Source organism: Vibrio sp. S/42/10 (genome assembly GCF_029890535.1).
Lineage (GTDB): Bacteria > Pseudomonadota > Gammaproteobacteria > Enterobacterales > Vibrionaceae > Vibrio > Vibrio cyclitrophicus.
The window spans coordinates 26257-50159 of record NZ_JAKMZC010000013.1 but is presented as its reverse complement, the minus strand read 5'-3'; the positions used below and the strand labels follow the sequence as shown (position 1 = coordinate 50159).

General features: G+C 44.0%; 23 protein-coding genes. 9 read left to right on the top strand and 14 right to left on the bottom strand.

Features of this window, described 5'->3' with window-relative positions; translation table 11 throughout:
• Positions 1-5: 5 nt before the first annotated feature.
• On the bottom strand, positions 6-1145 hold the full coding sequence (locus tag L8S15_RS14730; protein ID WP_016789632.1) for an efflux RND transporter periplasmic adaptor subunit: 1140 nt from the start codon (positions 1143-1145) through the stop codon (positions 6-8).
• Between the two features lie 258 nt (positions 1146-1403).
• Here L8S15_RS14730 and L8S15_RS14725 point away from each other — a divergent pair, with 258 nt between their 5' ends.
• The gene (locus L8S15_RS14725) at positions 1404-1847 is read left to right on the top strand and encodes a cytidine/deoxycytidylate deaminase family protein (protein WP_010431039.1); all 444 of its coding nucleotides are present in this window, start codon (positions 1404-1406) and stop codon (positions 1845-1847) included.
• A gap of 200 nt (positions 1848-2047) precedes the next feature.
• Here the strand turns inward: L8S15_RS14725 and L8S15_RS14720 are convergent, their stop codons facing one another.
• From L8S15_RS14720 to pepT, 3 genes are all read right to left on the bottom strand, one after another.
• A complete protein-coding gene (locus tag L8S15_RS14720) occupies positions 2048-2890 on the bottom strand; it encodes a mechanosensitive ion channel family protein (RefSeq protein WP_010431042.1) in 843 nt (280 codons plus the stop codon).
• Between the two features lie 151 nt (positions 2891-3041).
• Positions 3042-3509 carry a DM13 domain-containing protein gene (locus L8S15_RS14715; protein WP_010431045.1) on the bottom strand — a complete coding sequence of 156 codons (468 nt, stop codon included), beginning with the start codon at positions 3507-3509 and terminating at the stop codon, positions 3042-3044.
• Positions 3510-3585: 76 nt separating this feature from the next.
• Positions 3586-4818, bottom strand: coding sequence for a peptidase T (pepT, locus tag L8S15_RS14710; protein ID WP_280573839.1), 1233 nt, complete (start codon positions 4816-4818; stop codon positions 3586-3588).
• Between the two features lie 347 nt (positions 4819-5165).
• Between pepT and L8S15_RS14705 the strand changes: the two genes are divergently transcribed.
• From L8S15_RS14705 to L8S15_RS14695, 3 genes are all read left to right on the top strand, one after another.
• Positions 5166-5312 carry a hypothetical protein gene (locus tag L8S15_RS14705; protein ID WP_010431051.1) on the top strand — a complete coding sequence of 49 codons (147 nt, stop codon included), beginning with the start codon at positions 5166-5168 and terminating at the stop codon, positions 5310-5312.
• Between the two features lie 287 nt (positions 5313-5599).
• On the top strand, positions 5600-6652 hold the full coding sequence (locus tag L8S15_RS14700; RefSeq protein WP_032545978.1) for an aldo/keto reductase: 1053 nt from the start codon (positions 5600-5602) through the stop codon (positions 6650-6652).
• A gap of 192 nt (positions 6653-6844) precedes the next feature.
• Positions 6845-7579, top strand: a complete 735-nt coding sequence (locus L8S15_RS14695) for an RNA methyltransferase (RefSeq protein ID WP_010431055.1) — start codon at positions 6845-6847, stop codon at positions 7577-7579.
• Positions 7580-7675: 96 nt separating this feature from the next.
• Here L8S15_RS14695 and fdxA read toward each other — a convergent pair whose 3' ends face one another.
• Positions 7676-7999, bottom strand: a complete 324-nt coding sequence (gene fdxA, locus L8S15_RS14690; protein ID WP_010431058.1) for a ferredoxin FdxA — start codon at positions 7997-7999, stop codon at positions 7676-7678.
• Between the two features lie 254 nt (positions 8000-8253).
• Here fdxA and L8S15_RS14685 point away from each other — a divergent pair, with 254 nt between their 5' ends.
• From L8S15_RS14685 to L8S15_RS14670, 4 genes are all read left to right on the top strand, one after another.
• Positions 8254-9885, top strand: coding sequence for an NAD(P)/FAD-dependent oxidoreductase (locus L8S15_RS14685; RefSeq protein ID WP_102285688.1), 1632 nt, complete (start codon positions 8254-8256; stop codon positions 9883-9885).
• Positions 9886-10080: 195 nt separating this feature from the next.
• Positions 10081-11277, top strand: coding sequence for a DEAD/DEAH box helicase (locus tag L8S15_RS14680; protein WP_010431064.1), 1197 nt, complete (start codon positions 10081-10083; stop codon positions 11275-11277).
• 113 nt (positions 11278-11390) lie between these two features.
• Positions 11391-11795, top strand: a complete 405-nt coding sequence (locus L8S15_RS14675) for a DUF296 domain-containing protein (RefSeq protein WP_010431067.1) — start codon at positions 11391-11393, stop codon at positions 11793-11795.
• Between the two features lie 65 nt (positions 11796-11860).
• Positions 11861-12484 carry a 3'-5' exonuclease gene (locus L8S15_RS14670; RefSeq protein WP_010431070.1) on the top strand — a complete coding sequence of 208 codons (624 nt, stop codon included), beginning with the start codon at positions 11861-11863 and terminating at the stop codon, positions 12482-12484.
• Positions 12485-12574: 90 nt separating this feature from the next.
• On the opposite strand, the gene L8S15_RS14665 is transcribed toward L8S15_RS14670, so the two are convergent.
• Positions 12575-13411 (bottom strand): DUF6279 family lipoprotein, encoded by an 837-nt coding sequence (locus L8S15_RS14665; RefSeq protein ID WP_010431073.1) that lies wholly within the window; start codon positions 13409-13411, stop codon positions 12575-12577.
• A gap of 322 nt (positions 13412-13733) precedes the next feature.
• On the opposite strand from L8S15_RS14665, the gene L8S15_RS14660 reads away from it, so the two are divergent.
• Positions 13734-13907 carry a hypothetical protein gene (locus L8S15_RS14660; protein ID WP_010431076.1) on the top strand — a complete coding sequence of 58 codons (174 nt, stop codon included), beginning with the start codon at positions 13734-13736 and terminating at the stop codon, positions 13905-13907.
• Between the two features lie 123 nt (positions 13908-14030).
• Here L8S15_RS14660 and dbpA read toward each other — a convergent pair whose 3' ends face one another.
• The 8 genes from dbpA to L8S15_RS14620 all read right to left on the bottom strand — a co-directional run bounded on the left by dbpA (position 14031) and on the right by L8S15_RS14620 (position 23879).
• Complete coding sequence (gene dbpA, locus L8S15_RS14655) at positions 14031-15410, bottom strand: ATP-dependent RNA helicase DbpA (RefSeq protein WP_280573830.1); 1380 nt, start codon at positions 15408-15410, stop codon at positions 14031-14033.
• Positions 15411-15586: 176 nt separating this feature from the next.
• Complete coding sequence (locus tag L8S15_RS14650; protein WP_016784250.1) at positions 15587-16495, bottom strand: aldo/keto reductase family oxidoreductase; 909 nt, start codon at positions 16493-16495, stop codon at positions 15587-15589.
• Between the two features lie 217 nt (positions 16496-16712).
• Positions 16713-17306, bottom strand: coding sequence for a hypothetical protein (locus L8S15_RS14645; protein ID WP_016784251.1), 594 nt, complete (start codon positions 17304-17306; stop codon positions 16713-16715).
• A 165-nt stretch (positions 17307-17471) separates the two neighbouring features.
• A complete protein-coding gene (locus tag L8S15_RS14640) occupies positions 17472-18416 on the bottom strand; it encodes a substrate-binding domain-containing protein (RefSeq protein ID WP_102308967.1) in 945 nt (314 codons plus the stop codon).
• Entirely contained in the window at positions 18416-19054 is a 639-nt protein-coding gene (locus L8S15_RS14635) for an OmpA family protein (RefSeq protein WP_016792644.1), read from the bottom strand. The genes L8S15_RS14640 and L8S15_RS14635 overlap by 1 nt, the downstream gene beginning before the upstream one ends.
• Entirely contained in the window at positions 19054-20367 is a 1314-nt protein-coding gene (locus tag L8S15_RS14630; RefSeq protein ID WP_280573822.1) for a TolC family outer membrane protein, read from the bottom strand. The genes L8S15_RS14635 and L8S15_RS14630 overlap by 1 nt, the downstream gene beginning before the upstream one ends.
• Positions 20368-20401: 34 nt before the next feature.
• Positions 20402-21727 (bottom strand): HlyD family type I secretion periplasmic adaptor subunit, encoded by a 1326-nt coding sequence (locus L8S15_RS14625; protein WP_280573820.1) that lies wholly within the window; start codon positions 21725-21727, stop codon positions 20402-20404.
• On the bottom strand, positions 21720-23879 hold the full coding sequence (locus L8S15_RS14620) for a type I secretion system permease/ATPase (RefSeq protein ID WP_016798030.1): 2160 nt from the start codon (positions 23877-23879) through the stop codon (positions 21720-21722). The genes L8S15_RS14625 and L8S15_RS14620 overlap by 8 nt, the downstream gene beginning before the upstream one ends.
• Positions 23880-23903 lie beyond the last annotated feature (24 nt).

The window sequence follows — 23903 nt, the reverse complement described above, 5'->3', positions numbered from 1 at the left end:
GCCCCTTACTCGGCTTGTTCAGCAGCAGAAGGCTGGATGCGAACAGACATACCATTACGCACACGCTGCAAGCCCTGAGTGATGACCGCGTCGCCTTTCTCTAGTCCAGAGTGAACGATTACACCACCTTCAACCTGTCGACCCATTTCGATATTTCTACGCTCAGCCACAGGGGTTGCTTCGCCTTCGACCAACACCATTACAAAGTCACCTTCTAAGTCGGTTTGAACCGCACGACGAGGAATAGTCACAACATCAATAGATTGTTTATCACGAAGATCAACACGAACGTGCTGTCCTGGAAGCAATTGTTGTGCTGGGTTATCAGCAATGGCACGCATTGCGATCGTACCGGTATTCAGGTTAATTCGGTTACCTAAGAAGTCGAGCTGGCCTAGGTGTTCAAATACTTCACCACTTTCCAACACAATCTCAACTTCAACACGCGCAGAGTCGCTGCTGCCATCACCTTCAATACGATCCATGCCTAGCTCAATACGCTCACGTTCACTAATACTAAATGAAGCATGGATTGGGTCTAAACTAACCAAGGTAGTCAGTACACCCGAAGACGGTGAAACCAGATCACCTTTACTCACTTTAGTGTCACTGATTCTTCCAGAAAAAGGCGCAACGATTTTGGTATGCGAAAGCTGAACGTTAGCTGCATTTAACTGAGCGTGGCTCGCTTCAAGTTGCGCTTGAGAACCTAATAAAGAAGCGGTCAATGTATCAAATTCAGATTGAGAAATACTGCCTTTCGGAAGTAGGTTTTTACCTCGGTTGAAATCAAGCTCGGCTTTTTTAAGGTTTGCATTCGCTTGAGCAACAGACGCTTTTGCACTTGCTACTTCAGCTTCAAATGAAGAAGGTTCGATTGAGTAAAGCAATTGACCTTTTTCGACCATTTGGCCTTCTTTGAAATGACGGCTTTGTAAATAACCAGAAACCTGCGCTGTGATCGCCGTGTCTTCAACGGCTTCAATACGACCGATATACGACTTACTTTGCTGGTGAGAAATAACACTAACATCCTGTACAGCTACGAGAGGTAAAGGCGCCTGGTTGGTATTTTGGGCGTCTTGCCCGCACCCAGCAAGAAAAAGAGAGCTTGCAAGAGCCGTAAGGATTAACTTTTTACGCATGGTTATACCGTCACTTATGAGAAATTGAACAGCATAAAAGTTACGTAACACAAATGCCTAAAATGTCCGAGGAATATCAATTATTACTTGAAATGTGTTTCAACGTGTAACACGAAACCTGATGCTTATAAAACACTTACAAACAAGTAACAATTTTACCCCAAATCACCCTTCCCACTTTTATCAACTAGGTATATTGACTAACATCATGTATCTTCGTACATAAGCATTCATATTTAATTACTTAAGGTAATTCACATGATTTCAAAATGGGCTAAACGTTTCTATCAAATGGCCGAGTTGGTTGGTTCTTGGAGTAAGGACCCATCAACACAAGTTGGTGCGGTAATTACTAAACATAACCGCATTGTCTCGGTGGGCTTTAATGGCTATCCTCATGGCGTATCTGACAGTGCTGATACTGATGATCGTGAAATGAAGTACCTCAAAACTCTGCATGCCGAAGAGAACGCAATTCTATTCGCCAAGCGTGATTTAGATAGCTGCGAAATTTGGGTGACTCACTTCCCTTGTCCTAACTGTGCTGCAAAGATCATCCAAACGGGTATCTCTGCCGTTCATTGCCCAGAACAAAGTGAGGACTTCCTTTCTCGTTGGGGAGACAAGATCAAAGTAAGCCAAGATATGTTTGAGCAAGCTGGTGTAACCGTCGATTGGTTACCACTCGCTGATTTAGACTAACTTCAGTAGGTGATCCGAAGTCGCGATCTCTACAAGCAAACTGCCCTGATAAGTACGTTGCCGCTAGCGTAGAGCTAGATTCCAAGTACAAAAAAGCCGAGAGTCGATATGATCGCTCTCGGCTTTTTATTTATTTCAGTAAAACTAACCTAACTAGGACATGCTTATACGCGCAACCTAGTTCAAACAGGAAAACTAGATTAAGCGCTAGCTGGAAATTCCAACGCGTACGCTTCCATAAAATCTTTGCGAATATCTTGCTCTAAGTGAACGGCTTTTTCCGTTGGGCAGAAAATCATAAAATGCACTTCTTGCTCGCCCGTTGAGCTGCTTGTGATATGAATATGAGGTTCAGAGCCTGGAAGGTCAACGCCAGCATGCTTCTCGATCACACCATTATAACGACGGGCAACATCGATAAACTCTTCACAATGCTCTTCAATTTTCACGATAAGATCCGGCACCATTGGGTATAGATTTACAAAGTCTTTTACCGTCACAAAAAAGTTGTGATAGACATAGCGCTTCATGAAGTTGAGGTTCTTTACCGGATAAGTGAAGAACATGCTATTAGGTAGCGTGGCTGTCTTGCCAGTGAAGTGGTATTGCCCGTGATACAAATCGATTTCTTGAATCACAGTCGCCATCAAATTGTGCTCAATCACCTCACCACTGATTTTACCTACCTCAATCCAATCACCAATTCGGAACGAACGTGAACTCGCTCGCTGAATAGAGCCAGTGAAACACAAAATGATCTCTTTCGAAGCCACGACTATCGCAACGGCAATGGCAGTTACAGACAGTGCAAACTCGCTTATTTCAGGTTTCCACAAAACAAACATAGTGAACACAATCACAGCAAAAGTGCCGTTCTTTGTTCGTGACATCCAATTACGCTGGTCTTCACTAAGGAAAGCGACATCACCGCGAATTCGAGACAAGGTGATTCGACGGATGATTAAAATAATGCAAATGATCAGTGCACTAAAAATAAATTTATGAGCGAGTAGGAAATCTATTACTTGCCACATCTTTTCCATTACTTATTCCTTTAGCATTAAAACATTGAGCTCTATAACAATGAGCTTTACAGCGACTAACTCAACCATATTTAGGTCGATACAACACATTATAAAAAAGCGCTCAGAAATGGAGCGCTTTTTCGTGCCTAAATTAGCTTAGGTAAGGCTATCATTTTATCTTGGCAGAAGTAATAAATTGGCCAAAAGTTTCACACCAAATCACAACCGTATTAAATCGATTAAGATCAGTACTTTCCGGAAGGTTAACCATAAATCGGTCGAATGTTTTCACATCTCCCACTCTCAGTAACTCGCTTTTACTTTCATTAAAGGCTTGCTCGGTTTCAATAAACTTAGGAGAAAGGTAAACCTTATAATCCGGCCCCGGTGCCAGTTCACCTTCAAAAGCGATCGCACTTTCAGACACAGAAACGATGCCTTCTCCCCAATGTAAGAAGTCACTGTCTTGACGGTCTTTGCTGAACTCACCTGTGTAGATAGCCTGTTGGCTGATCGCTTCAACCGAACTTGAAGACGGAGAATCAGGCTCAATCAAGATAGGTAGCGCATAAACACCAAGCCCAAAACCAACAGCACCCACGGCTAAGTGGGTACAAAGTAAAACTAACTTTTTCATCGCGTACTCCCTTATGCTTAAAGAGAGTATTATTGAATACCCTCAAAAATACAAAGAGATATCGCGTTTCAAACGGCTATTTTTGGTAATGTGTTTCCGTGCGTTGAGACAATTCGACAATCACTTTTACCGCTTGCTCCATACCTTGAATGGTAATAAATTCATGAATACCATGAAAGTTATAGCCACCAGTAAAGATGTTCGGACATGGTAGACCCATGAAAGATAAGCGAGCACCGTCTGTACCACCTCGGATAGGTTTGATCATTGGCTCAACATCGCATTCAATCATCGCTTGCTTTGCTAGCTCGATAATATGTTGATGTGGTTCAACCATCTCTTTCATATTGAAGTAGCTATCAGTTAGCACCAACTCAACACGGCCTTTCTCAAGACGCTCGTTCAGTTCATCCACTTTCTGTTGCATGAATGTCTTACGCGCTTCTACACCCTCACGTTCAAAATCACGGATGATATAACCCAGCTCAGAGCGAGCCACACCCATTTCAGCCGATTTCAAATGGTAGAAGCCTTCATAACCTTCAGTGCACTCTGGTGTATCTTGCGCTGGCATCATCAATTGGAATTGCGCAGCGATGTTCATTGAGTTCACCATTTTACCTTTTGCGGTACCCGGGTGAACGTTCACGCCATGACATATAACGTCAGCGCTCGTGGCATTGAAGTTCTCAAATTCCAATTCCCCTACTGGCCCACCATCGATGGTGTACGCCCACTCGGCGCCAAACTTTTCAACATCAAACAGGTTTGCACCACGGCCAATTTCTTCGTCTGGCGTGAAACCAATACAAATATCGCCATGTTTGATGTCTGGATTCGCTTTAAGATGGGCAATCGCACTGATGATTTCAGCGATACCCGCCTTGTTATCAGCGCCAAGTAGAGTTGTACCGTCTGTAGTGATAAGGTCATGACCGTGTAGGCCATCAAGGTCCGGGTATTGGCTTGGGTTCAAACTCTCACCACTTGTACCCAATTCAATCGTGCCACCTTGGTAATCTTTGATCACTTGTGGTTTCACATTTGCTCCTGAAGCATCAGGAGCGGTATCCATATGCGCTACAAAACCAATAGCAGGAACCGCGTAATCAACATTAGACGGCAGCTTCGCCATCAAATACCCATTTTTGTCTAAAGAGACGTCCGCTAATCCCAATGCGACCAATTCTGATTTTAAGACTTCAGCAAACGTATTTTGCCCCGGAGAACTTGGGCACTGCTGATTAGAGGGATCGGATTTAGTATCAAAAGTAACGTAATTCAGGAAACGTTCTACAAGCTTTTCCATAATTTATCTCACCATGGATTAAGTAATTGATTTACTGACCTAATTGTTATCTAAAAAAACGATGTAGTATTCGATAAATACAAACACAAAGTCAGTAGCGAGGTTTTTCATCTTACGCCCCTGACCATCTGTGTAATTGCTCTAAATCATTATTGAGCGAAATTAAATAAGCCGCCTATACTGTAAAAAGAGGGTTTCGTCAGTTACACCTTGCACAGGGATGATAAACGATGACTTTGTACGCATTCTACGCCCTTCGCTCTCAGCCTAAAAAAAGTACAAAGTGGATGATGATCACAATTTATCCTTGATGCAGAATTTGTCATACGTTACACGGAGACACAGTTATGACGATTAATAAGTATTTCATTTTCTCTCCTCAAGCCTCTGAGGAAACGCTTCAACCAGTATTAACTGAGAAAGAAGTTCAAAGGCAGGAAGCTCTAAGACAGGCGCAGGCCCAAGGCGGGCTTGATACAAACGCTGCCTCTTAACTTAAGTTATACGACGTACCAATTTATAGTACCCCCAACAAATGAGCTCTACTTCTCTATGTCGTAGAGCTTTTTTTATGCTTGCCGATTTATTATCCATAAACCTTGGTACTGACCGAGTAAAGCAAACTCGCAACGCAAAAAAACGCCTGACTAAACCCACCAAAGCCATACCTTGTCGTGTCATTTTGTGCTAATAATTCATATTCGTTTTCATTCCTCACTCGCCCCTTTCAAAAACTATAACGCGAGTACCAGAGAACTTAACCACAGGAATCCCGAATTCAATGGAATACTCAAAACTAGGAAGTAGTCAAATTCCCGTTTCCCGAATCTGTCTAGGTAGCATGACTTGGGGGCTGCAAAATACTCAACAACAAGCTGACCAACAAATCGAATACGCACTAAGCCAAGGTATTAACTTTATTGATACCGCAGAGATGTACGCGGTGCCACCTTCACCTGACACTTACGGTAAAACAGAAGCGATTATCGGTAATTGGTTATCGCGTAATCCGCAGCGTCGCCAAGAATTAATCATCGCGAGTAAAATTGCCGGACCTGGACTTCCTTGGGTTCGAGATGGTGGTCCAATAACCGGTGAAGCCGTGATCGCAGCCGTTAACGCGTCATTAAAACGCCTACAAACAGACTATATCGACCTTTACCAACTTCATTGGCCAAATCGGACAACGCCTCACTTTGGTAAACATTTCCCAAATCATATTCGATTCAGCGATATCGACAGAAAACAACATGAAGCAGAGATGCTAGAGATCCTACAAGCCCTGGCGAGCTGCATTAAAGCGGGCAAGATTCGTCATGTCGGCTTATCAGATGACACAACTTGGGGCATTAACACTTACCTCAAGCTAAGCGAAAAGCATGATTTGCCGCGTATGGTCTCTATACAAAATGAATTTAGCCTGCTGCACGCAAAAGATTGGCCATATCTAATTGAGAACTGTGTGCATGAAGATGTCGCTTATCTACCATGGTCACCTTTAGCTGCAGGCATGTTGAGTGGAAAGTACATCGATGGCGCAAGACCGGAAGGTAGCCGTTGGACTTACATGCAACGTAAAGGCATCTTCCGTGATACTGAAACTGCCAATGAAGCGGTTAAAGGCTATGTTGAAGTGGCGAACGCACACGGGTTTACACCGAGCCAACTTGCATTAGCATGGTGTAATCAAGTTGATGGTGTCACCTCCACAATTATTGGTGCAACCACCATGGAACAACTGAAAGAAAACGTAGCAGCTTTCAGCAAGCCTCTATCAGAAGAGATACTCACTGATATCAACACAGTGTTTAAGAGCTACCCTGTTCCATATTAAGCTATAAGTTCACCTAGCCTTCTCAGTTCAGCTTAATCTTAAGCAAGTAAATCAGATAAGAGCGCGCTATTTAGTGCGCTTTTCTTCTTTAAGTTGGTTGCTTTTGCTTTTTAGTGGATCGCATGAGTTATCACGCTTTTGGTTCTCCAACCTTTGCTCTATAATGCGCGGGCTTATATCTAGGATAAAAACATGATTTCAAAAAACCAATTAAAACTCCTTCGTGCTTTGGGCCAAAAGAAACAACGTAAAGCCCACGGCCAGTTTCTAGTTCAAGGTGAAAAGAACGTTCTTGAGCTGTTCAATAGTGACTTAGTTGTTAAGAACGTCTTTGCTACGGCTGATTTCTTATCTGAAAATCACGCATCACTATTTGAGTTTGATTGTGTTGAAGCTTCACTGGATGACCTAACCAAAGCAAGTACTTTGGTGAGTAACAACGCAGCGATTGCAGTTGTTGAGATCCCAACATTTGAACTACCAAAAGCAACTGGATTGATGATTGCGCTGGATGGTGTATCTGACCCAGGCAACCTAGGTACGATTATTCGCGTCGCAGACTGGTATGGCATTAAGCATATCGTTGCGAGCAGCGATTGTGCAGACCCATACAACCCGAAAACGATCAGCGCGACCATGGGCAGCTTTGGCCGAGTACATGTAAGCCAAACAGACTTACCTGAATACTTAGAGCAAGCGAACCTACCGGTTTACGGGGCGTTCTTAGAAGGCGAAAGTGTTCATAAGACGGAATTTACTGCCAACGGTATTTTACTGATGGGCAGTGAGTCTCACGGAATTCGTGAACAAGCCGCTAAATACGTAACTGATAAGATTACGATTCCAGCATTCGGTGGCGCAGAGTCTCTGAATGTAGCAATGGCGACCGGTATTATTCTCGACAACATGCGTCGTCAGCATAGCTAGATCTCATAAGCTAACGAGCCAGTCGACAATGTTCAGATATTAAAAAGGCGTATTGATTAAATCAGTACGCCTTTTTATTTGAGTTCTTTTCAACAATTACTTTTCTAGCATTGCCAACTTATCAGCGACACCATTCCACTTTTCAGCGTCATCCATCGGTGCTTTTACTTCCGTTTGTACTGGCCAGATCTCGGCAAGCTCGGCATTCACTTCAATAAAGATCTTTTGATCTTCTGGCAGTTCATCTTCTTGGAAGATCGCTTGAGCGTCGCATTCAGGTACACATAAACCACAATCAATGCATTCGATTGGGTTGATTACCATGAAATTCGGGCCTTCATGGAACGCATCTGCGGGGCATACCGCCACACAGTCTGTGTATTTACATTGAATACAATTATCGCCTACGACAAACGCCATGATGCTCTGCTCTATAAGTTAGTCAAAATTGAAGAATGGGGGATAATACTCATCCCAAGGCAAAATTCAACATCATACGACTCTAATATCGTGTCTATTTGCTCCATGCTTCCAAATTAGTATGACAGATAAATCAATTTCTCGTAAAATGCGCGCCATTGTGAGCTTATCGCTTCTTTCAACATCAGTGTTTACATAAAGCGCTGCGTTTTGAAGTGGTCTAGCTAAGACACCTATAAAAACGAGACATCAAAATGATACGTTTAACCGAAATTAAACTCCCCCTAGACCACGAAGAGTCTGCCATTCAAGACGCTATTGAAGCGAAGCTTGGCATTAACGCTGGTCAGGTACTTTCTTTTAATATCTTTAAACGTGGCTACGATGCTCGTAAGAAATCAAAAATCTTACTTATCTACACGCTTGATGTTCTCGTTGAAAACGAAGCTGAGTTGTTAGAGCAATTCATTAGCGACCCACACGTAAAAGTGACTCCCGACATGGAGTACAAATTCGTGGCTAAAGCGGTTGAGAACCAAACTGAGCGCCCTGTCGTAATCGGTTTTGGCCCTTGTGGTTTGTTCGCTGGCCTAGTGCTTGCTCAAATGGGCTTCAATCCAATCATCGTTGAGCGTGGCAAAGAAGTTCGTGAACGTACGAAAGATACCTTTGGTTTCTGGCGTAAGCGTACTCTGAACACTGAATCAAACGTACAGTTTGGTGAAGGTGGCGCAGGTACATTCTCTGACGGCAAGCTATACAGCCAAGTAAAAGATCCAAAGCACTACGGCCGTAAGGTAATCGAAGAGTTTGTTGCTGCTGGCGCACCAGAAGAAATTCTATACGTAAGTAAGCCGCACATCGGTACCTTTAAACTGGTTACGATGATCGAAAAGATGCGTGCTTCTATCATTGAACTCGGCGGCGAAATCCGTTTCAGTACTCGTGTAGACGACGTTCATATGGAAGATGGCCAAATCACTGGCCTAACGCTTTCTAACGGTGAAGAAATCAAGTCACGCCACGTAGTACTGGCTGTTGGCCACAGTGCTCGTGACACGTTTGAAATGCTACATGAGCGCGGCGTTTACATGGAAGCGAAGCCTTTCTCTGTTGGTTTCCGTATCGAACACAAACAATCGATGATTGATGAAGCGCGTTTCGGTAAGAACGCAGGCAACCCAATCCTAGGTGCTGCGGACTACAAACTGGTTCACCACTGTAAGAATGGCCGCACTGTATACAGCTTCTGTATGTGCCCAGGCGGTACTGTGGTTGCAGCGACTTCTGAAGAAGGCCGCGTAGTAACTAACGGCATGAGCCAATACTCTCGAGCAGAGCGCAACGCAAACAGCGCCATCGTTGTAGGTATCGACCCAGAGCGCGATTACCCAGGTGATGCACTAGCAGGTATCCGTTTACAACGTGAGTTAGAAAGTGCCGCTTATGTTCTAGGTGGCGAGAACTACGACGCCCCTGCACAGAAAATCGGTGACTTCCTGAAAGGTCGCGATCCAAGTGAGATTGGTGAAGTAAAACCATCATTCACGCCGGGTATCCACCTAACGGACATTTCAAAAGCGCTACCTGATTTCGCTATCGAAGCGATTCGTGAAGCAATTCCAGCGTTTGAGAAGAAGATCAAAGGCTTCTCAACGCCAGACGGTCTATTAACAGGCGTTGAGACGCGTACGTCTTCTCCTGTATGTATCAAACGTGGCAAAGACTTCCAAAGCATCAACTTAAAGGGCTTCTTCCCTGCAGGTGAAGGCGCAGGCTACGCTGGTGGTATCCTATCTGCCGGTATCGATGGTATTAAGGCTGCAGAAGCACTAGCGATATCAATGGCAGAGCAAAACCAAGCCGAGAAGATTGAGATCGCTTAAACGCTTTCGATAAACCCAAGCTAAATAGCGAACACCCAAAACTGAAAATCCAGTATCTTGTCGACACTGGATTTTTTATGTGCATGTGACTAGCGGTGAGCAAGCAACATGGTAGAATGCAGCCATTAATCTTATCTTCATATAAGATTGTTGAACCTTTCCATCGCTATTTAGCCAAATCATACCGAGAAACTTATGCCATTTTCCAAGCTTGGATTAAGCTCACCTATTGTTAAAGCCGTTGCAAAACAAGGCTATGAAAAGCCAACCTCTATTCAAGAAAAAGCAATTCCGATTGTGCTTTCTGGTAAGAACTTAATTGCTGCTGCACAAACAGGTACAGGTAAAACTGCGAGCTTTGTTCTCCCTATCTTAGAAATGCTAAGTAAAGGTGAAACACAACGTAAAAAACGTATTCGTGCTGTTATTTTGACACCAACTCGCGAGCTTGCGATTCAGGTTGAACAGAACATTACTAAGTACGCGAAGTTCCTAAACCTAACATCACTAGCGATGTACGGGGGCGTATCTTACCAGCACCAGAAAGACCGCTTGATTGAAGGCGTCGATATTCTTGTGGCAACACCAGGTCGTTTAATCGACATGTACGGACAACGCGCGGTTCATTTTGATGAAGTTGAAGTACTGGTTCTTGATGAAGCCGACCGCATGCTAGACATGGGTTTCATCGAAGACATCAACAAGATCATCGCACGTTTGCCACAAAACATTCAAAACCTGTTGTTCTCAGCAACGCTATCAACGCCAGTGCGTGCGCTAGCGAAAAGCGCAATCAGTGAAGCGGAAGAGATTTCTATCGCTAAGACTGACGCATCTAAAGCGAACATTGAACAATGGCTAGTTACAGTCGATAAAGACCGTAAATCTGCACTGTTAAGCCACATGATCACTGACGGCGAGTGGGACCAAGCGCTTATCTTTATCGAGACTAAGCACGGCGCCGCTAAGTTGGTTGCTCAACTTGAAAAGCGTGGTATCCAAGCAGAAGCGTTCCACAGTGGACGTAGCCAAGCGATTCGTGAAAAGATTCTGGCTGACTTCAAGAAAGGTCGTCTAAAATATCTAGTTGCAACAGGGGTTGCTGCTCGTGGTATAGATATCGATAATCTAAGCCGCGTAGTCAACTACGACATCCCATTCCCAGCTGACGACTATGTTCACCGTATTGGTCGTACAGGCCGTGCTGATGCATCTGGTGAAGCGATCTCTTTCCTATCGAAAGATAACTTCAAGAACCTGTGTATTATTGAAAAACGTCTTGGTCACTTGATTGAACGTCGCGTTGTTGAAGGTTTCGAGCCACGCAAAGAAGTACCAATTTCAGTATTGAACTTCGTTCCTAAGAAGAAAAGAGAACAGCAACAAGACTAAGTAATTTCAGTTACAGAAAATACAAAAGTCACGTTAGCCAAAATGAAAATCAAACGAAGCCCTATGTGGCTTCGTTTTGTTCTTTGAAATACAAATAAAACTGAGGCAATAAGATGATCACTCCTATCGCAACGAGGTTAACCCGTGGGCAAGACCTAAAGCTTGAACTCCAAAAGCTTGTGACAGCGCACAATATCTCAGCGGGCTCTGTCGCGTCGTGTGTCGGGTGTGTTTCTCAACTCAATATTCGTTTGGCTAATGCGAACAACACCAAGCTAATCAAAGCTCCGTTCGAAATTGTGTCGCTTATGGCAACGCTAACCCCAAACCACCAGCATGTTCATATATCCGTTGCTGATGAAAATGGAAATGTGATTGGTGGGCACTTGCTTGAAGGGACGATTATCGCGACCACTGCTGAATTGATTGTTCACCGCTACGATACCTTGACCTTCAACAGAGAGCATGACGATTCGACAGGTTACACTGAGCTCACTATCAGCAACAACACGCAATAGATTGACCCGTAGCAGCACTAGCGCCCCATATAAAGCGATACAACCAAATAGTATTAGGAAACATGATGGCTCCAAACTCCGCAGATTCCGTTATCGTTCTCGATTTCGAAACCACAGGCTTATCACCCAATATGGGTGACCGAGCAATTGAAATCGGTGCGGTTAAATTAGTTAACGGCGAAGTCGTCGACACCTTCCAGCAACTCATGAATCCAGGGTTTCGTGTTAGCGGGTTCATTGAAAGCTATACCGGAATCAATAACCGTATGTTAAGCACGGCGGCCAGTTGCAGTGAAGTGATGGATGAATTTGCAGACTTTATCCAAGGCAGCCAACTTGTTGCTCACAATGCGTCGTTTGATAAGCGCTTTCTCGATGCGGAATTAGACTTTATTGGCCGAGACTACACAGGCAAGTTCGCTTGCTCAATGTTGATTGCTCGCCGCCTAATCCAAGACGCACCGACTCATAAGCTAGGCGACCTTGTGCGTTTTAAGAATATCGACAACGACGGTACTTTCCACAGAGCGTTAGCCGATTCAGAAATGACAGCACGATTGTGGTTATTGATGATTGATGAACTGCAAAGTGATCACGGTATTCAACAGCCGAGCTTTCAACTGATGCAGAAAATATCTAAGACCGCTAAAGGCTCGATTCCAAAGCTGCTAATGAGCAATCGCAATTAAAGCTATCAGCTACAAACCATAGATCGAAATAAAGGCTGATTCGTTTCGCGAAATCAGCCTTATTATATACAAGTGTTACTTAGAGCCGCCCTACTCTTGCAGTGCGACCAACGTTGACTTGAGGCTTTCTAATTCATTCATAAAATATACCCATTGCTTATCACTACTTGTGGCTGCGATATCGACCAAGAATTTGGCGGATGTCTCCGTATTCTTAGTAAGCGTGGATTCAAGGCCATCAGGATAATAAGCTTCATGGTTAAGCAACAGCTTCATAATAATAGGCTGAGCAATATGCAAATCAGTCTTCTTTTCAGTAAGCGTCGATAGAGCCTGATATGTATTATTTTGATATTTTCGCCAGCTGTCATTGGTATTTATCCACTCTTGCGACCAAGCAAAAATAATCTGTTTTTGTTCTTTCGATACCGAACCTAACCATCGTTCTAGCCTTTCTTTTACTCGTTCTCGGTATCGCTCTCTCGAATCTTCATCATTTAAGGACAATCTTTCTTGGTAGGAATCTTGTTGTTTCTCTCGAAAATTTTTAAGGAACTGATTATCTTGTTTCGCACTTAGCTGCATACTCAACGCATAAATATCAGGTGAGAATTTATTAACAATTGAGCGAATATGATTTTTTATTTGATCACTTTGGTTAACGATAAAAGCAGAGGTGAGCTCGGAGCGATCTACATTTTCAATCACTTCTAATTGTGAGACGTACAGCGGTAGTTGAGTTTCTTTGTGCCATTGCTGTAACAAATCCAATCGCTCTTCAAGTTCTGATTCTTGACTGTTAGTTAGAGAAACAAAGTCTTCGATATAACTCACAACAAACCAACTTATGTTGTTATAGGCGAATTTCGTCCCACACCCAGCAAATAGAAAACAGATCAATACGACTAGCCAACGGCACTTTCTCATCACACCCTCTCACAACATTTTACCAAGCAATGAAATACAAAACGATCTTCTAAGGTTAGCTCAAGATCTTAAAACATTACTTAATACCTTAAAATGCTAAAGCTACCTCTTATAAAACTAGCCCGAATAAGCCGTGACAGTAAAAACTTTGAGGTAAATTGAGACTTAGCCTTGATAATCTCACCATTTCGACAAATGATTAAACTAAAAATAATTAATAGCAGTGATAAAACTTATTTTTTATTGTTCATTTGAGGTAATGCGAACCCTATAAAAGAAATGGTGACGTATTTTAAAATGATTAATATTTGGGAGGTAAGCTATGGCCGCTACTCCTCATTATACAAGCGAGTTACAGTACGAGCTTTGTTATTTTGACGATGGAAAGCTAACTACCATTACGATATATGCTAGCAACCGACAGGAAGCGATGGCTTGGTATCTTGGCGAAGGAAAACATATCAACGATGTTTATTCGATCAGACCTGACCAATGAACGTTTGAATAAAAAATAGACTTGGATACTAACAGGTATGTCGATGGGTTAACCTGCCATAGTGAGCCCTGGTAGAACACCCTTTACTGTCGCGAGTAGACAGTAAAGGGGTAAATTCTCAAATTACTTCAGAATTCGGGCGCGGAATTGACGACCCTTCATCTTACCTGATTCGATTTTGTTCAGTGCTTTCTTAGCCACAGATCTTTCTACCGCTACGTAAGCACGCATTGCGAACAGATTGATCTTACCCACTGATTTACCATCAATGCCGCCTTGACCCGTCAATGCACCAAGAATATCACCAGCACGAAGTTTCGCTTTCTTACCGCCATCAATCTGGATTGTCACCATGTTTGAGTAATATGGCTTAGCGATTGGTTTAGCTGGCAACTGAGACGGTTCGATTGGCATATCCATGTACTCATCGATTTGAGCAACACGGTACATCTCTTTTTCGCTAAAGAAGCTAATCGCAACACCTTTGCTTCCTGCACGACCAGTACGACCAATGCGGTGTACATGAACCTCAGGATCGCGAGACAGTTCAAAGTTGAACACTGCATCAAGGTTATCAACATCAAGACCACGAGCTGCAACGTCTGTTGCCACTAGAATCGAGATGGTTTTGTTTGAGAATTGAACCAAAGCTTGGTCACGCTCACGCTGTTCCATGTCGCCATGAAGCTCGATAACGCTAAAACCACGGTGGCTTAGCTCGTCGTTTACGTTCTGAACTTCTTTCTTAGTGTTACAGAACACAACCGCAGATTCTGGTTGATGATGAAGAAGGAGTAACTCTAATGCGTCATCACGAGCTTCAGTTCCTTCCACTTTGTAGAAGTGTTGCTGAATACTTGAGTGATCATGTGTTGATTCAACTTTCACCATTTCTGGGTTACGCATAATACGGTCTGCAACAGATTTAATCTGTTTAGGGAAAGTCGCACTGAACAATAGCGTTTGGCGATCTTTTGGTGCCGCTTCAATCACCGCATCTAGCGCATCTTGGAAGCCCATTTCCAACATACGGTCCGCTTCATCTAACACAAGCGTGTTGAGCTCAGAAAGATCAATACGGTCTTTCTCTAGGTGATCAAGGATACGACCAGGAGTACCCACAAGAATATGCGCGCCATGCTCTAATGAACCAATTTGTGGGCCCATTGGCATACCGCCACATAGTGTCAGCACTTTAATATTGTGAATACCACGAGCAAGAGTACGGATCTCTTTTGCTACTTGGTCTGCAAGCTCACGAGTCGGACATAACACTAAAGATTGAACACGAAAACGCTTAACGCGTAGGTTTTGCAGCACGCCTAAACCAAAAGCAGCTGTTTTACCTGAACCCGTTTTACCCTGACCGATAACATCCTTGCCATCCAGAATAGTAGGAATACTTAACGCTTGAATAGGCGTCATTTCAGTATAACCAAGAGAATCTAACGTATTTAGAAGCTCTGGCTTAAGGGCGATTGAAGAGAATTTTGAAGTGCTCAATGGAAATATCCAACTGGTGAAAAACAGAGTGCATTATGAGTGTTTTTGAAAATTATTCCACCTTAATCACAGTTTTGGAGCAACATGTTAGGCGAATACAAAAAAACCAGCTGGGTCGCTGGTTTTTATGTTGTGACATCTAAGTCTGTATAGAAATACGAGTTCCTAAAAAGTCTTTAAGGCACACCGTGACCTTTAGATGCAACCCACACGCGATACCATTGCTCACGAGTCAGCTCGATCTTCAGAGCATCAACCGCCGTCTTCACGCGTTCAATCTTACCAGAGCCAATAATAGCGATCGGATTAGACGGTAAACGACGAACCCAAGCATAAATAACTTGGTCAATGCTATCTGCACCCACTTCTTGGCGAATTACTTCTAACTCGTCACGAACACGAATCGCTTGTGCTGAATCACCACTGAAGATGCTACCGCCACCGAGGCAAGACCACGCCATTGGACGAATACGGTTCATCTGCAGTTGATCGAGCGTGCCGTCATGGGCTACTTCAAAGTTCAAGGGATTGATTTCAACTTGGTTAGTCACCAGTGGCTTACCGAGTCGAGATTGCAATAAGTCGAACTGACGCGGTGAAAAGTTAGAGACACCGAAGTGCTTAACCTTGCCGACTTTATGCAGTTCAGCGAACGCTTCTGCTACTTCATCTGCATCCATCAGTACATCTGGGCGGTGAATCAGTAATACATCCAGCTCGGTTACACCCAAGCGCTCTAGAGAATTATTTACTGATTGGTAAATATGATGCGCGCTGGTGTCATAATGATTGATCTTGCGATCAGGAGTGTGGTCACCACACAAGTTGATGTCGCACTTGGTGACGATTTGGATATCATCACGAAGGCTTGGCTCAAGCGCCAATGCTTCACCAAACAACTTTTCACATTGGTAGTTACCGTAAATATCCGCGTGATCAACAGTTGTGATACCAAGATCAATGTGCTGCTTCAGGAAAGTCAGGCGTTGTTGCAGGGTCATGCCCCACTCTGCTGTACGCCAGTATCCTTGCACCAACTCAGAAAGTTCTGGGCCTTGTGGCGCTGTCGTTACTCTTGCAACCATGGGTTGTCTCCTTTATCAATACTGCACGTATCCTAAGCTCGTTTTACCGAAGGCTCAACGTATAACAAATAGCAAAGGTAAACGCGTACTAAAAGTGTGAGAGCCACAGAAAAACGAACACTTAAATGAATAATAGCTTGCTGTCTGCCCGTCAACCGTTCTCCTGAAAGGCTTGTTTACTCTGATGAATGACGAAACCATCTATAAATTTGAGCAATTAGAGACGATTTAGTTCAACCGTTAACTTGTCACCATCACTATGTAACTGAACCCAAGGAGCTGAAGAACGAGAAGAAGATGAGGAAGAACTAGGCACATTCCATAAACTCATTTGCTCAGAGGAATGATGTGGTGCATTGATGAATTCGACGAGTTGTTTATCTACCTCATCAAAACCAACGCCCTCATGTTTCGCTTGCTCAAGTTGAGCGAAGACATCGAACTCATCCTCGCCAATGCGAATAGAGCTGAGAGCAAAGCCATCTTGGCGAAGGTATGCCTGAAGCTTTGTGTAACTAAGGTTCGAATAAGGCAGGTTTAAGCGAACCACCTCGACGCTTGAGTCAGCCAACTCCAGTTCAACATAAACATCCAAATCGTAATATTGAGTGAGGTCACTGCACAACAGAGTGCCTTCAACTTCGCCACAATCCATGAGTTCGATATCGTTAATATAGTTTTGAGAACTCGGTGGAATTGGGCTGATATTGAATACCGTTCGCAACCACCAGCTTTCACTCGCTTGCGCAGAGAATGAAAAGGCATTGAGAGCCAATAACAAAGGAAGGATTAAGATATGAAGAGTTCTCATTAGTTGTGCTTATTTCGTGCGGTATCAATCACCTATTATACGTGACCAATCCACAAACAACCGCTTAAGCCACAAATTTTAGGCGAAAAAAACGGGCATACATGCCCGCTAGATAAATTCTATCGCCAAATAACGTACCCTTTACGATACATCACGATATTTGAATCACTTATACCCACCTTCAATAGCTGGTTCTTCAAGGGATAGCCTTACTTTATTACGTTGAATTGCTTCTGGCGGCAAACTGATAAAACCGTATTGGTTCAACACGCCTTGATGATCTTCCGACAAAGTCAGCCCAACAAAGAACTTCTCTTGTTCCGTAAAGCCTTTGCGATGCGCTGGAATATTTAGGTACATATAGTAAACCGTTGCCAATGGGTAACGACCTGAGAGAATCGTTTCCTTGTTTAGGTCGTAGTTCACCCCTAGATTATCAACAACGCTGAGCCATTTCACATCAGAGATTTGATCCGAGTAAACGGTGTAACCAATCGCGGCATCTTCGTCCTCAATCTTACTAATCAGATCCGGCAGATCTGCTAAGAATTGAGTATTCGCATATTCGCCATCAGCTCCACACTCGACCCAACTTGAAAAGGTGGTATGGCCTTGCAGATTGTGGTCGATGGCGAAGGGCAACATGTGTGTGTCTAGGCTTTCTCCATCACTAGTGTCGCTACTTGGCGTCCATTTAGGATGCTTAGGGTCACTTGAACAACCAAACACATCTATAAGTTCAGCAACACTAATGGATGTGGCTGGGTTATTTTCATTCGCCAGAATCGCTATTACGTCCGCGGTAAACATCAGCTCTGTCGGCCTGTAGCCGTAGCGCATGTCGAACCTAGCCATCTCTTTGTCAGTCCACTTTTTGGAAGTAATACCAACACGTGAGCGTTGCATGATCATCTGCTCAGGGACACTGTCACTCAACAAAATTTCTAAGTCGATCTCTTTGCTCTCAAGCAAATCTTTAATAAGCCCTTCCATGTTCGGTTCAATCGCGACCAAACCAATATCACTCACGTCATTCGCTAACGTTGATACAGAAAAAAATGCAGGTACAGCAGCAAGCAATAAACCCGATTTATTAGATAGACGTTTCATTACTGGCCTCCTACTGGATCAATTGATGTCTTAGATTCAACATCACTATTGCTGTCGAGCTGCATCTCTGAGGTAAAGATATTCCAAGATGGATTTACTTCCATACTCTCTGTTTTTAACACCGCAATGGTTCTACGTTTACGCTTGTGAAGATGCTGAGTTAAGTTAGTAATTTGAGTAAATTCTTGTTCGAAGATTCGCTCTCCATCGATACCTCTGTCAATCAGAGCATCTCGAATCACGCCTGTCCTTTTCTTGGCCAATGCTTTGTTATAAACGTTAGTACCTTCTGAACTGGTGTCGCCCACTAAGGTAACGGAGGCATCGGGTTGTTCATCCAGTAAATGTACTAACTCGTTGAGAACGGCTGTGTGTTCTGGTTTAAGTACATATTTATCGAAATCAAATGCAACGCTTAAGACTTCAACATCTTCGACAATTTTCCAATTGGCACAGCCTTTAATGTCTACCGTCACACCTTCAGGTGTATCAGCACAAAGATCTCGTTGGTTAATCACACCGTCACGGTCATCATCCGCGAGATCATCAATTTGATGACGAGTCATTGTCGTGTCGGGCGTTTCTGCACAACCCATTAGCAAGATAGAACTCAGTAGTGCTAGTTTAAAATATCTCATTACTTGTTCTCCCCTTGCCACTCTTCTGGGTGTTCAACCCTTAATGCGTAGGTCAACATGCCCATCGCGTTCAATACGCGGTATGCCGCTAACGTTTGATCGTATTCAGTGCTGATGAAGTTTCTTCGAGCCAAGAACACTTCCACTTTTGCATCGAGCACATCGAGCAAGCTTCGTCTGCCAACATTAAATTGTTGAATATAACCAAGCTCTGCAATTTTTGCTGCATCCACGTTCTGTTGAAGAAGGGACTTTTGTTGTTCAAGCATCTTGTAGGCGTTCCAAGCGAGCTGAGTGCCCTCTTTAACCTCACGCTCCGTTCTTAATCTGATTGCTCTTGCTTCTTCCACTCGCCACGCCGATGATTCCACGCGAGAGTCGGTAGAGAAGCCATTAAACAAGTCGTAATCCATGGTCAACATGATACGAGCATCTTCATCAACACCACCCGGAGGGTTAGACACGTTGTCATTCTTGTTGGCGTAAAGCTCAAGTTTTAGTTCTGGGTAGTAATCCCCTTTCTCGCGGCGCATCTCTTTACGAGCGGCATCAATATCAAGCAAAGAGGCTTGGATTTCAGGGTGATTCTCAACAGCTTGTTCAAGTGCAACCTGTGCTGAGCTTGGTAACAAAGCATAATCAAAACGTGGATAAACCAAGTTCACAGCAGGTTTACCGACTAAGCGCAGGTATTGAGTCTGTAGATCAAATAGGTTGTTTTGAGCAGCGATTAATGAAGATTGTGCTGTCGCAACACGAGCAGAGATCTGAGCCAGATCCGAATTACTGCTCAAACCTTTACTCTTCTTGTCTTGGATATCTTGATAGATCTCTTGGTGTTCTTTTACGTTACGCTTAGACAGTTCAAGTAACGTCTCAGCCTTAAGAATATCGAGGTAATTCCTCACTACATCTAACGAGACATTTTCAGCGCGTGAAATCAGGGTTAAACGCTCAGCTTCAGCTTCGAACGTGAGTCGGTCGACATTCGACGTCGTTTTAAAACCGTCGAATAGTAACTGAGATACCTTAACGCCAATTTCTGTTCGCGTTAGCCCACGATCATCGGTATTAAGCTTACTGCCGCTGTTATAACGAGTCTCTTCATAACCCGCCGCTGCGTACAAGTTAACTTGTGGCATATACAAACCACCTGCAGCGTCTCCGTCTCTGACCACCGATTGGTATCGGGAGTACTGCGCCAGTATCTCTGGGCTATAGTCGATGGCGAACGCCACAGACTCTTCTAGTGAGGCTGCTTGAGACAACCCACTCACTAGTAAGCAAGAAGAGAGTAAGATTTTTGAATGCATTACACTTCCTTTTATATTTATGCTTTAACCCACTTCATCGTTCGCGAAGTGAGTTTTCCTTAGCTCGTAAAATAGGTTTTAACCAATAACTCAGTACTGTCTTTTCACCCGTCAATATATCCACTGCAACCTGCATACCTGGGATTATGCTGAATGCAGAATTATGCTTTTGGTCATCATCTAACTGAATATGGGCTCGATAATAAGCGTTGCCGTCTTCCGTTTGTAAGGCATCGGCACTGACATACGTTACTTTGCCTTTTAGGCCACCATAGATAACAAAGTCATACGCAGTGAATTTAACGGTTGCGCCTAATCCATTATGAACAAACGCAATATCTTGCGGAGAGATCCTCGCTTCAACAATCAAATCACTGTTTGATGGAATGATCTCAATAATCGGCTCGCCGGGACGGACTACACCACCAATGGTACGCACAAAGATCTCTTTGACTGTGCCATCAACGGGCGCGACAATTTCAGTACGTTTGAGTTGGTCGGCAATCGCCTGTTGGCTTTCGTTCAGCTGCGCTATTTTGCTGGCAACTTCGTTCAGTTGGCCTTGTACTTTGGCACGAAAATCTAACGCGATGCTGCGGTGGTCGGCTATCGATTCCGAGTAAGCCGCTATCTGTTTCTGAGCCGCCACTTTCGAGCTGGCAATATCACCTTTCAGTTTAACCACATCACGGTTCAGTTTCAGCAACTCGACTTCTGCTACAGCACCACTCGCCACTACGTCTTTCAACATGTTGCGCTCTCGAATCACGATATCTAGGCTGCTCTCTAAAGTCTGAATATTATTGAGCGTATCGACACGTGCTTGATCTTGCTGCTCGATGCGAAGTGCCGCCTCTTCCAGTTCAGACTTCAACTGCCCTAATCGTTCTCGATAGTTCGCTTTGGCGTTCATTAATGCGGGGTGGCTTGATACATCGACAACAATATCTTGCGGTACTAAAACCACTCGTTCAAACCACTCTTTTGCATCATTATTCAGAACGACTGTCGCCAGCTCCGCTTTCAATCTTAATTGTTGGGCCAGTAACGTATCTGCTTGTTGAGCCGACTCTAAAAACGCGGCTTTAAAACGTGTATCTTCAAGCTTAGCTAGAGGCTGTCCTTTCACCACTGATTGACCTTGTCGCACCATAATTTCTTGGACAAGACCGCCCTCTAAACTCTGAATGGTTTGTACGGAAAGGCTAGGAACGACTTTGCCCTCGCCGATCACGACTTCTTCTAATGTTGCCCAGGTTGCCCAACCGATAATCAACACAATCAATAACGCGCTTAGCCAAATCAGCTTGCGAGAACGAAAGGCCAAGTGGTTGTTGGTCCATTGAATATCATTACTCATGACGGCCTCCCTTCACCACTGAAACCGTTTTGAAGCGACTGGTTCCTTTGGGTGCACTTTTCTTCTGTAGAGAGAGAATGTCTTTTGGCTCACCCTCAGCCACGATCTGGCCTTTATCCAATACAACCACGCGGTCGCACATCATCAAGAAGGAAGATTTGTGCGAGCTGATCAGCATTGAAGTTTCTCTCGGCATACTTTGCAGTGCGTTGAAGAACTGTATCTCGGCTTGATTATCAAGTGCGCTGGTTGGCTCATCCATGATCAATAATTTCGGACAGCGGTATAGCGCTCTTGCAATCGCAACGGCTTGTCGTTGGCCACCAGACAACAGTCGCCCACCTTCACCGACAGGTGTTTCTAAGCCATTACTTAAACGTCCCATATAACCGTTGAGACCCGACTGCTGTAGCGCTTGTCTTAGTTTTTCTTCGTCAACATTGGTTGCGCCCAAGGTGACGTTGTCGTAAACACTACCAAAAATTAAGTTTGTGGTTTGCCCAACCCAACCCATGCCACTGCGCAAGACACTGGTTGGCCATAATTGTCCATCAATTTCTTGGTAGAAAGCTTGCCCTGTTGTTGGTACATATTGACGAGCAACAATAGATAAAAGCGTGGTTTTACCTGCACCAGCAGCACCAACAAGGCCAACTCGCTCACCCGGTTTTATCCCCAAAGAAATTTCCTTAAGCGCTGGGCTCTGAGTCTCTGGATAAGTAAATGTAACTTCATCTAGCCTAACCCCACCATCAAAGTCACCCTTATCAATCACTTGGTGCTTAGACTCTTCTTGCGGTAAGTCCATGATCTGATTTAGACCTTCAACAGCCGAACGTGTTTGTTGGAATCTCAGCATTAAAAGAGAAAGTTGATTCACCGAGCTTGCGGCTCGTCCACTCAACATCACCACCGCTATCAAGCCACCCATACTCAGCAAGCCTTCAGAGATCTGATACACACCAAAGATGATGAGAGTGATGGTGACGATCTGCTGACTCGACTGAATGGAGTGTGTCACGATATTTGAATAGTGGCGAGATTGAGTCTGCCATTGAGAGAGCGACGAAATAGTCTGTTCCCAACGTTTCTGGGTAATACCCTCAGCGTTGTTTTGCTTGATATCAGGAAGGGTTGTTAAGCAATCAAACAGCTGTGCTTGTCTTTGTGTCGACAAACGTGCGGTTTCATCGAATGTTTTCTCAACTTTACCTTTCATCGCAATGCTCAGCACAATCAATACCAGCATAATTGCGACAGGGATGAACATCATCGCGCCACCAAGCCAACCGATAAGGAACAGGAACAGCAAGGTAAATGGTAGGTCGACTAAAGTGACTAAAGAAATCGAGGTGAAGAAGTCTTTCACGCTATCGAAATCTTGAAGCTGTCTGGCAAATGCGCCTACCGATTGAGGTCGATTTTCCAACTTCATACCAAGGACTTTAGAGAACAGTTGAGAAGACAACTTGTTATCAATATAGCGCCCAGCCATGTCAGTCACAGAGCTTCGCGAGCTTCTCAATACCCAATCAAAAATAACAACAATACCAACGCCTGCCGCCAGAACCCAAAGCGTGTTAAACGCTTGGTTCGGAACCACGCGGTCGTACACGTTCATAGTAAAAAGAGGCACGACTAGCGCAAGCAAGTTGATCAAGAATGAAGCGATAAACAGGTCTCTGTACCAAGGTTTTACTTCTTTGACGACACGCCACAACCAACGGGTGTTGGACTTATTCTCGCTGCGTTCATGGGATTGAACACGCGCATCATCAAGAGCTTGAGCACCCACTTGCCACACATACGATTCCACTTGAGCAACCAAGTCTTTTAACGATGTTTGTTGACTTGAATTGGTTTCGCAATCCAATATTTGAAAGTCGTCACCGGAGCCTTGAGTGACGACAACGGGAGTCCCTGTCGCAGAATTAACAGCAACAACGGGGAACTGACATTGAGTCAGTAATTCTTTTTTAACGTGGCTCAAAGTTAACCCCGATTTCTCAATGGCTCTTGGGAAAAGGGATTCATTGAGCCTTCCTTCATTTAAAGGTAGGCCAGACACTATTTTGGAAGGATGGCTGCGAACATTAAAATGCTCACATAACCATTCCACACAACCTAGCCAGCTGTCTTTTTGTTCTACCAATCTAAACTTCCTTTTATAGACTGT

Bases quoted from the DNA above. Each gene is read 5' to 3' on its own strand.
- L8S15_RS14665 (WP_010431073.1), bottom strand. From the start codon at position 13,411: ATGAGAAAGTGCCGTTGGCTAGTCGTATTGATCTGTTTTCTATTTGCT.
- L8S15_RS14645 (WP_016784251.1), bottom strand. From the start codon at position 17,306: ATGAGAACTCTTCATATCTTAATCCTTCCTTTGTTATTGGCTCTCAAT.
- L8S15_RS14650 (WP_016784250.1), bottom strand. From the start codon at position 16,495: ATGGTTGCAAGAGTAACGACAGCGCCACAAGGCCCAGAACTTTCTGAG.
- L8S15_RS14715 (WP_010431045.1), bottom strand. From the start codon at position 3,509: ATGAAAAAGTTAGTTTTACTTTGTACCCACTTAGCCGTGGGTGCTGTT.
- L8S15_RS14725 (WP_010431039.1), top strand. From the start codon at position 1,404: ATGATTTCAAAATGGGCTAAACGTTTCTATCAAATGGCCGAGTTGGTT.
- L8S15_RS14680 (WP_010431064.1), top strand. From the start codon at position 10,081: ATGCCATTTTCCAAGCTTGGATTAAGCTCACCTATTGTTAAAGCCGTT.
- L8S15_RS14730 (WP_016789632.1), bottom strand. From the start codon at position 1,145: ATGCGTAAAAAGTTAATCCTTACGGCTCTTGCAAGCTCTCTTTTTCTT.
- L8S15_RS14630 (WP_280573822.1), bottom strand. From the start codon at position 20,367: ATGCATTCAAAAATCTTACTCTCTTCTTGCTTACTAGTGAGTGGGTTG.
- L8S15_RS14670 (WP_010431070.1), top strand. From the start codon at position 11,861: ATGGCTCCAAACTCCGCAGATTCCGTTATCGTTCTCGATTTCGAAACC.
- L8S15_RS14635 (WP_016792644.1), bottom strand. From the start codon at position 19,054: ATGAGATATTTTAAACTAGCACTACTGAGTTCTATCTTGCTAATGGGT.
- fdxA (WP_010431058.1), bottom strand. From the start codon at position 7,999: ATGGCGTTTGTCGTAGGCGATAATTGTATTCAATGTAAATACACAGAC.
- pepT (WP_280573839.1), bottom strand. From the start codon at position 4,818: ATGGAAAAGCTTGTAGAACGTTTCCTGAATTACGTTACTTTTGATACT.
- L8S15_RS14685 (WP_102285688.1), top strand. From the start codon at position 8,254: ATGATACGTTTAACCGAAATTAAACTCCCCCTAGACCACGAAGAGTCT.
- L8S15_RS14705 (WP_010431051.1), top strand. From the start codon at position 5,166: ATGACGATTAATAAGTATTTCATTTTCTCTCCTCAAGCCTCTGAGGAA.
- L8S15_RS14660 (WP_010431076.1), top strand. From the start codon at position 13,734: ATGGCCGCTACTCCTCATTATACAAGCGAGTTACAGTACGAGCTTTGT.
- L8S15_RS14625 (WP_280573820.1), bottom strand. From the start codon at position 21,727: ATGAGTAATGATATTCAATGGACCAACAACCACTTGGCCTTTCGTTCT.
- L8S15_RS14720 (WP_010431042.1), bottom strand. From the start codon at position 2,890: ATGGAAAAGATGTGGCAAGTAATAGATTTCCTACTCGCTCATAAATTT.
- L8S15_RS14640 (WP_102308967.1), bottom strand. From the start codon at position 18,416: ATGAAACGTCTATCTAATAAATCGGGTTTATTGCTTGCTGCTGTACCT.
- L8S15_RS14695 (WP_010431055.1), top strand. From the start codon at position 6,845: ATGATTTCAAAAAACCAATTAAAACTCCTTCGTGCTTTGGGCCAAAAG.
- L8S15_RS14700 (WP_032545978.1), top strand. From the start codon at position 5,600: ATGGAATACTCAAAACTAGGAAGTAGTCAAATTCCCGTTTCCCGAATC.
- L8S15_RS14675 (WP_010431067.1), top strand. From the start codon at position 11,391: ATGATCACTCCTATCGCAACGAGGTTAACCCGTGGGCAAGACCTAAAG.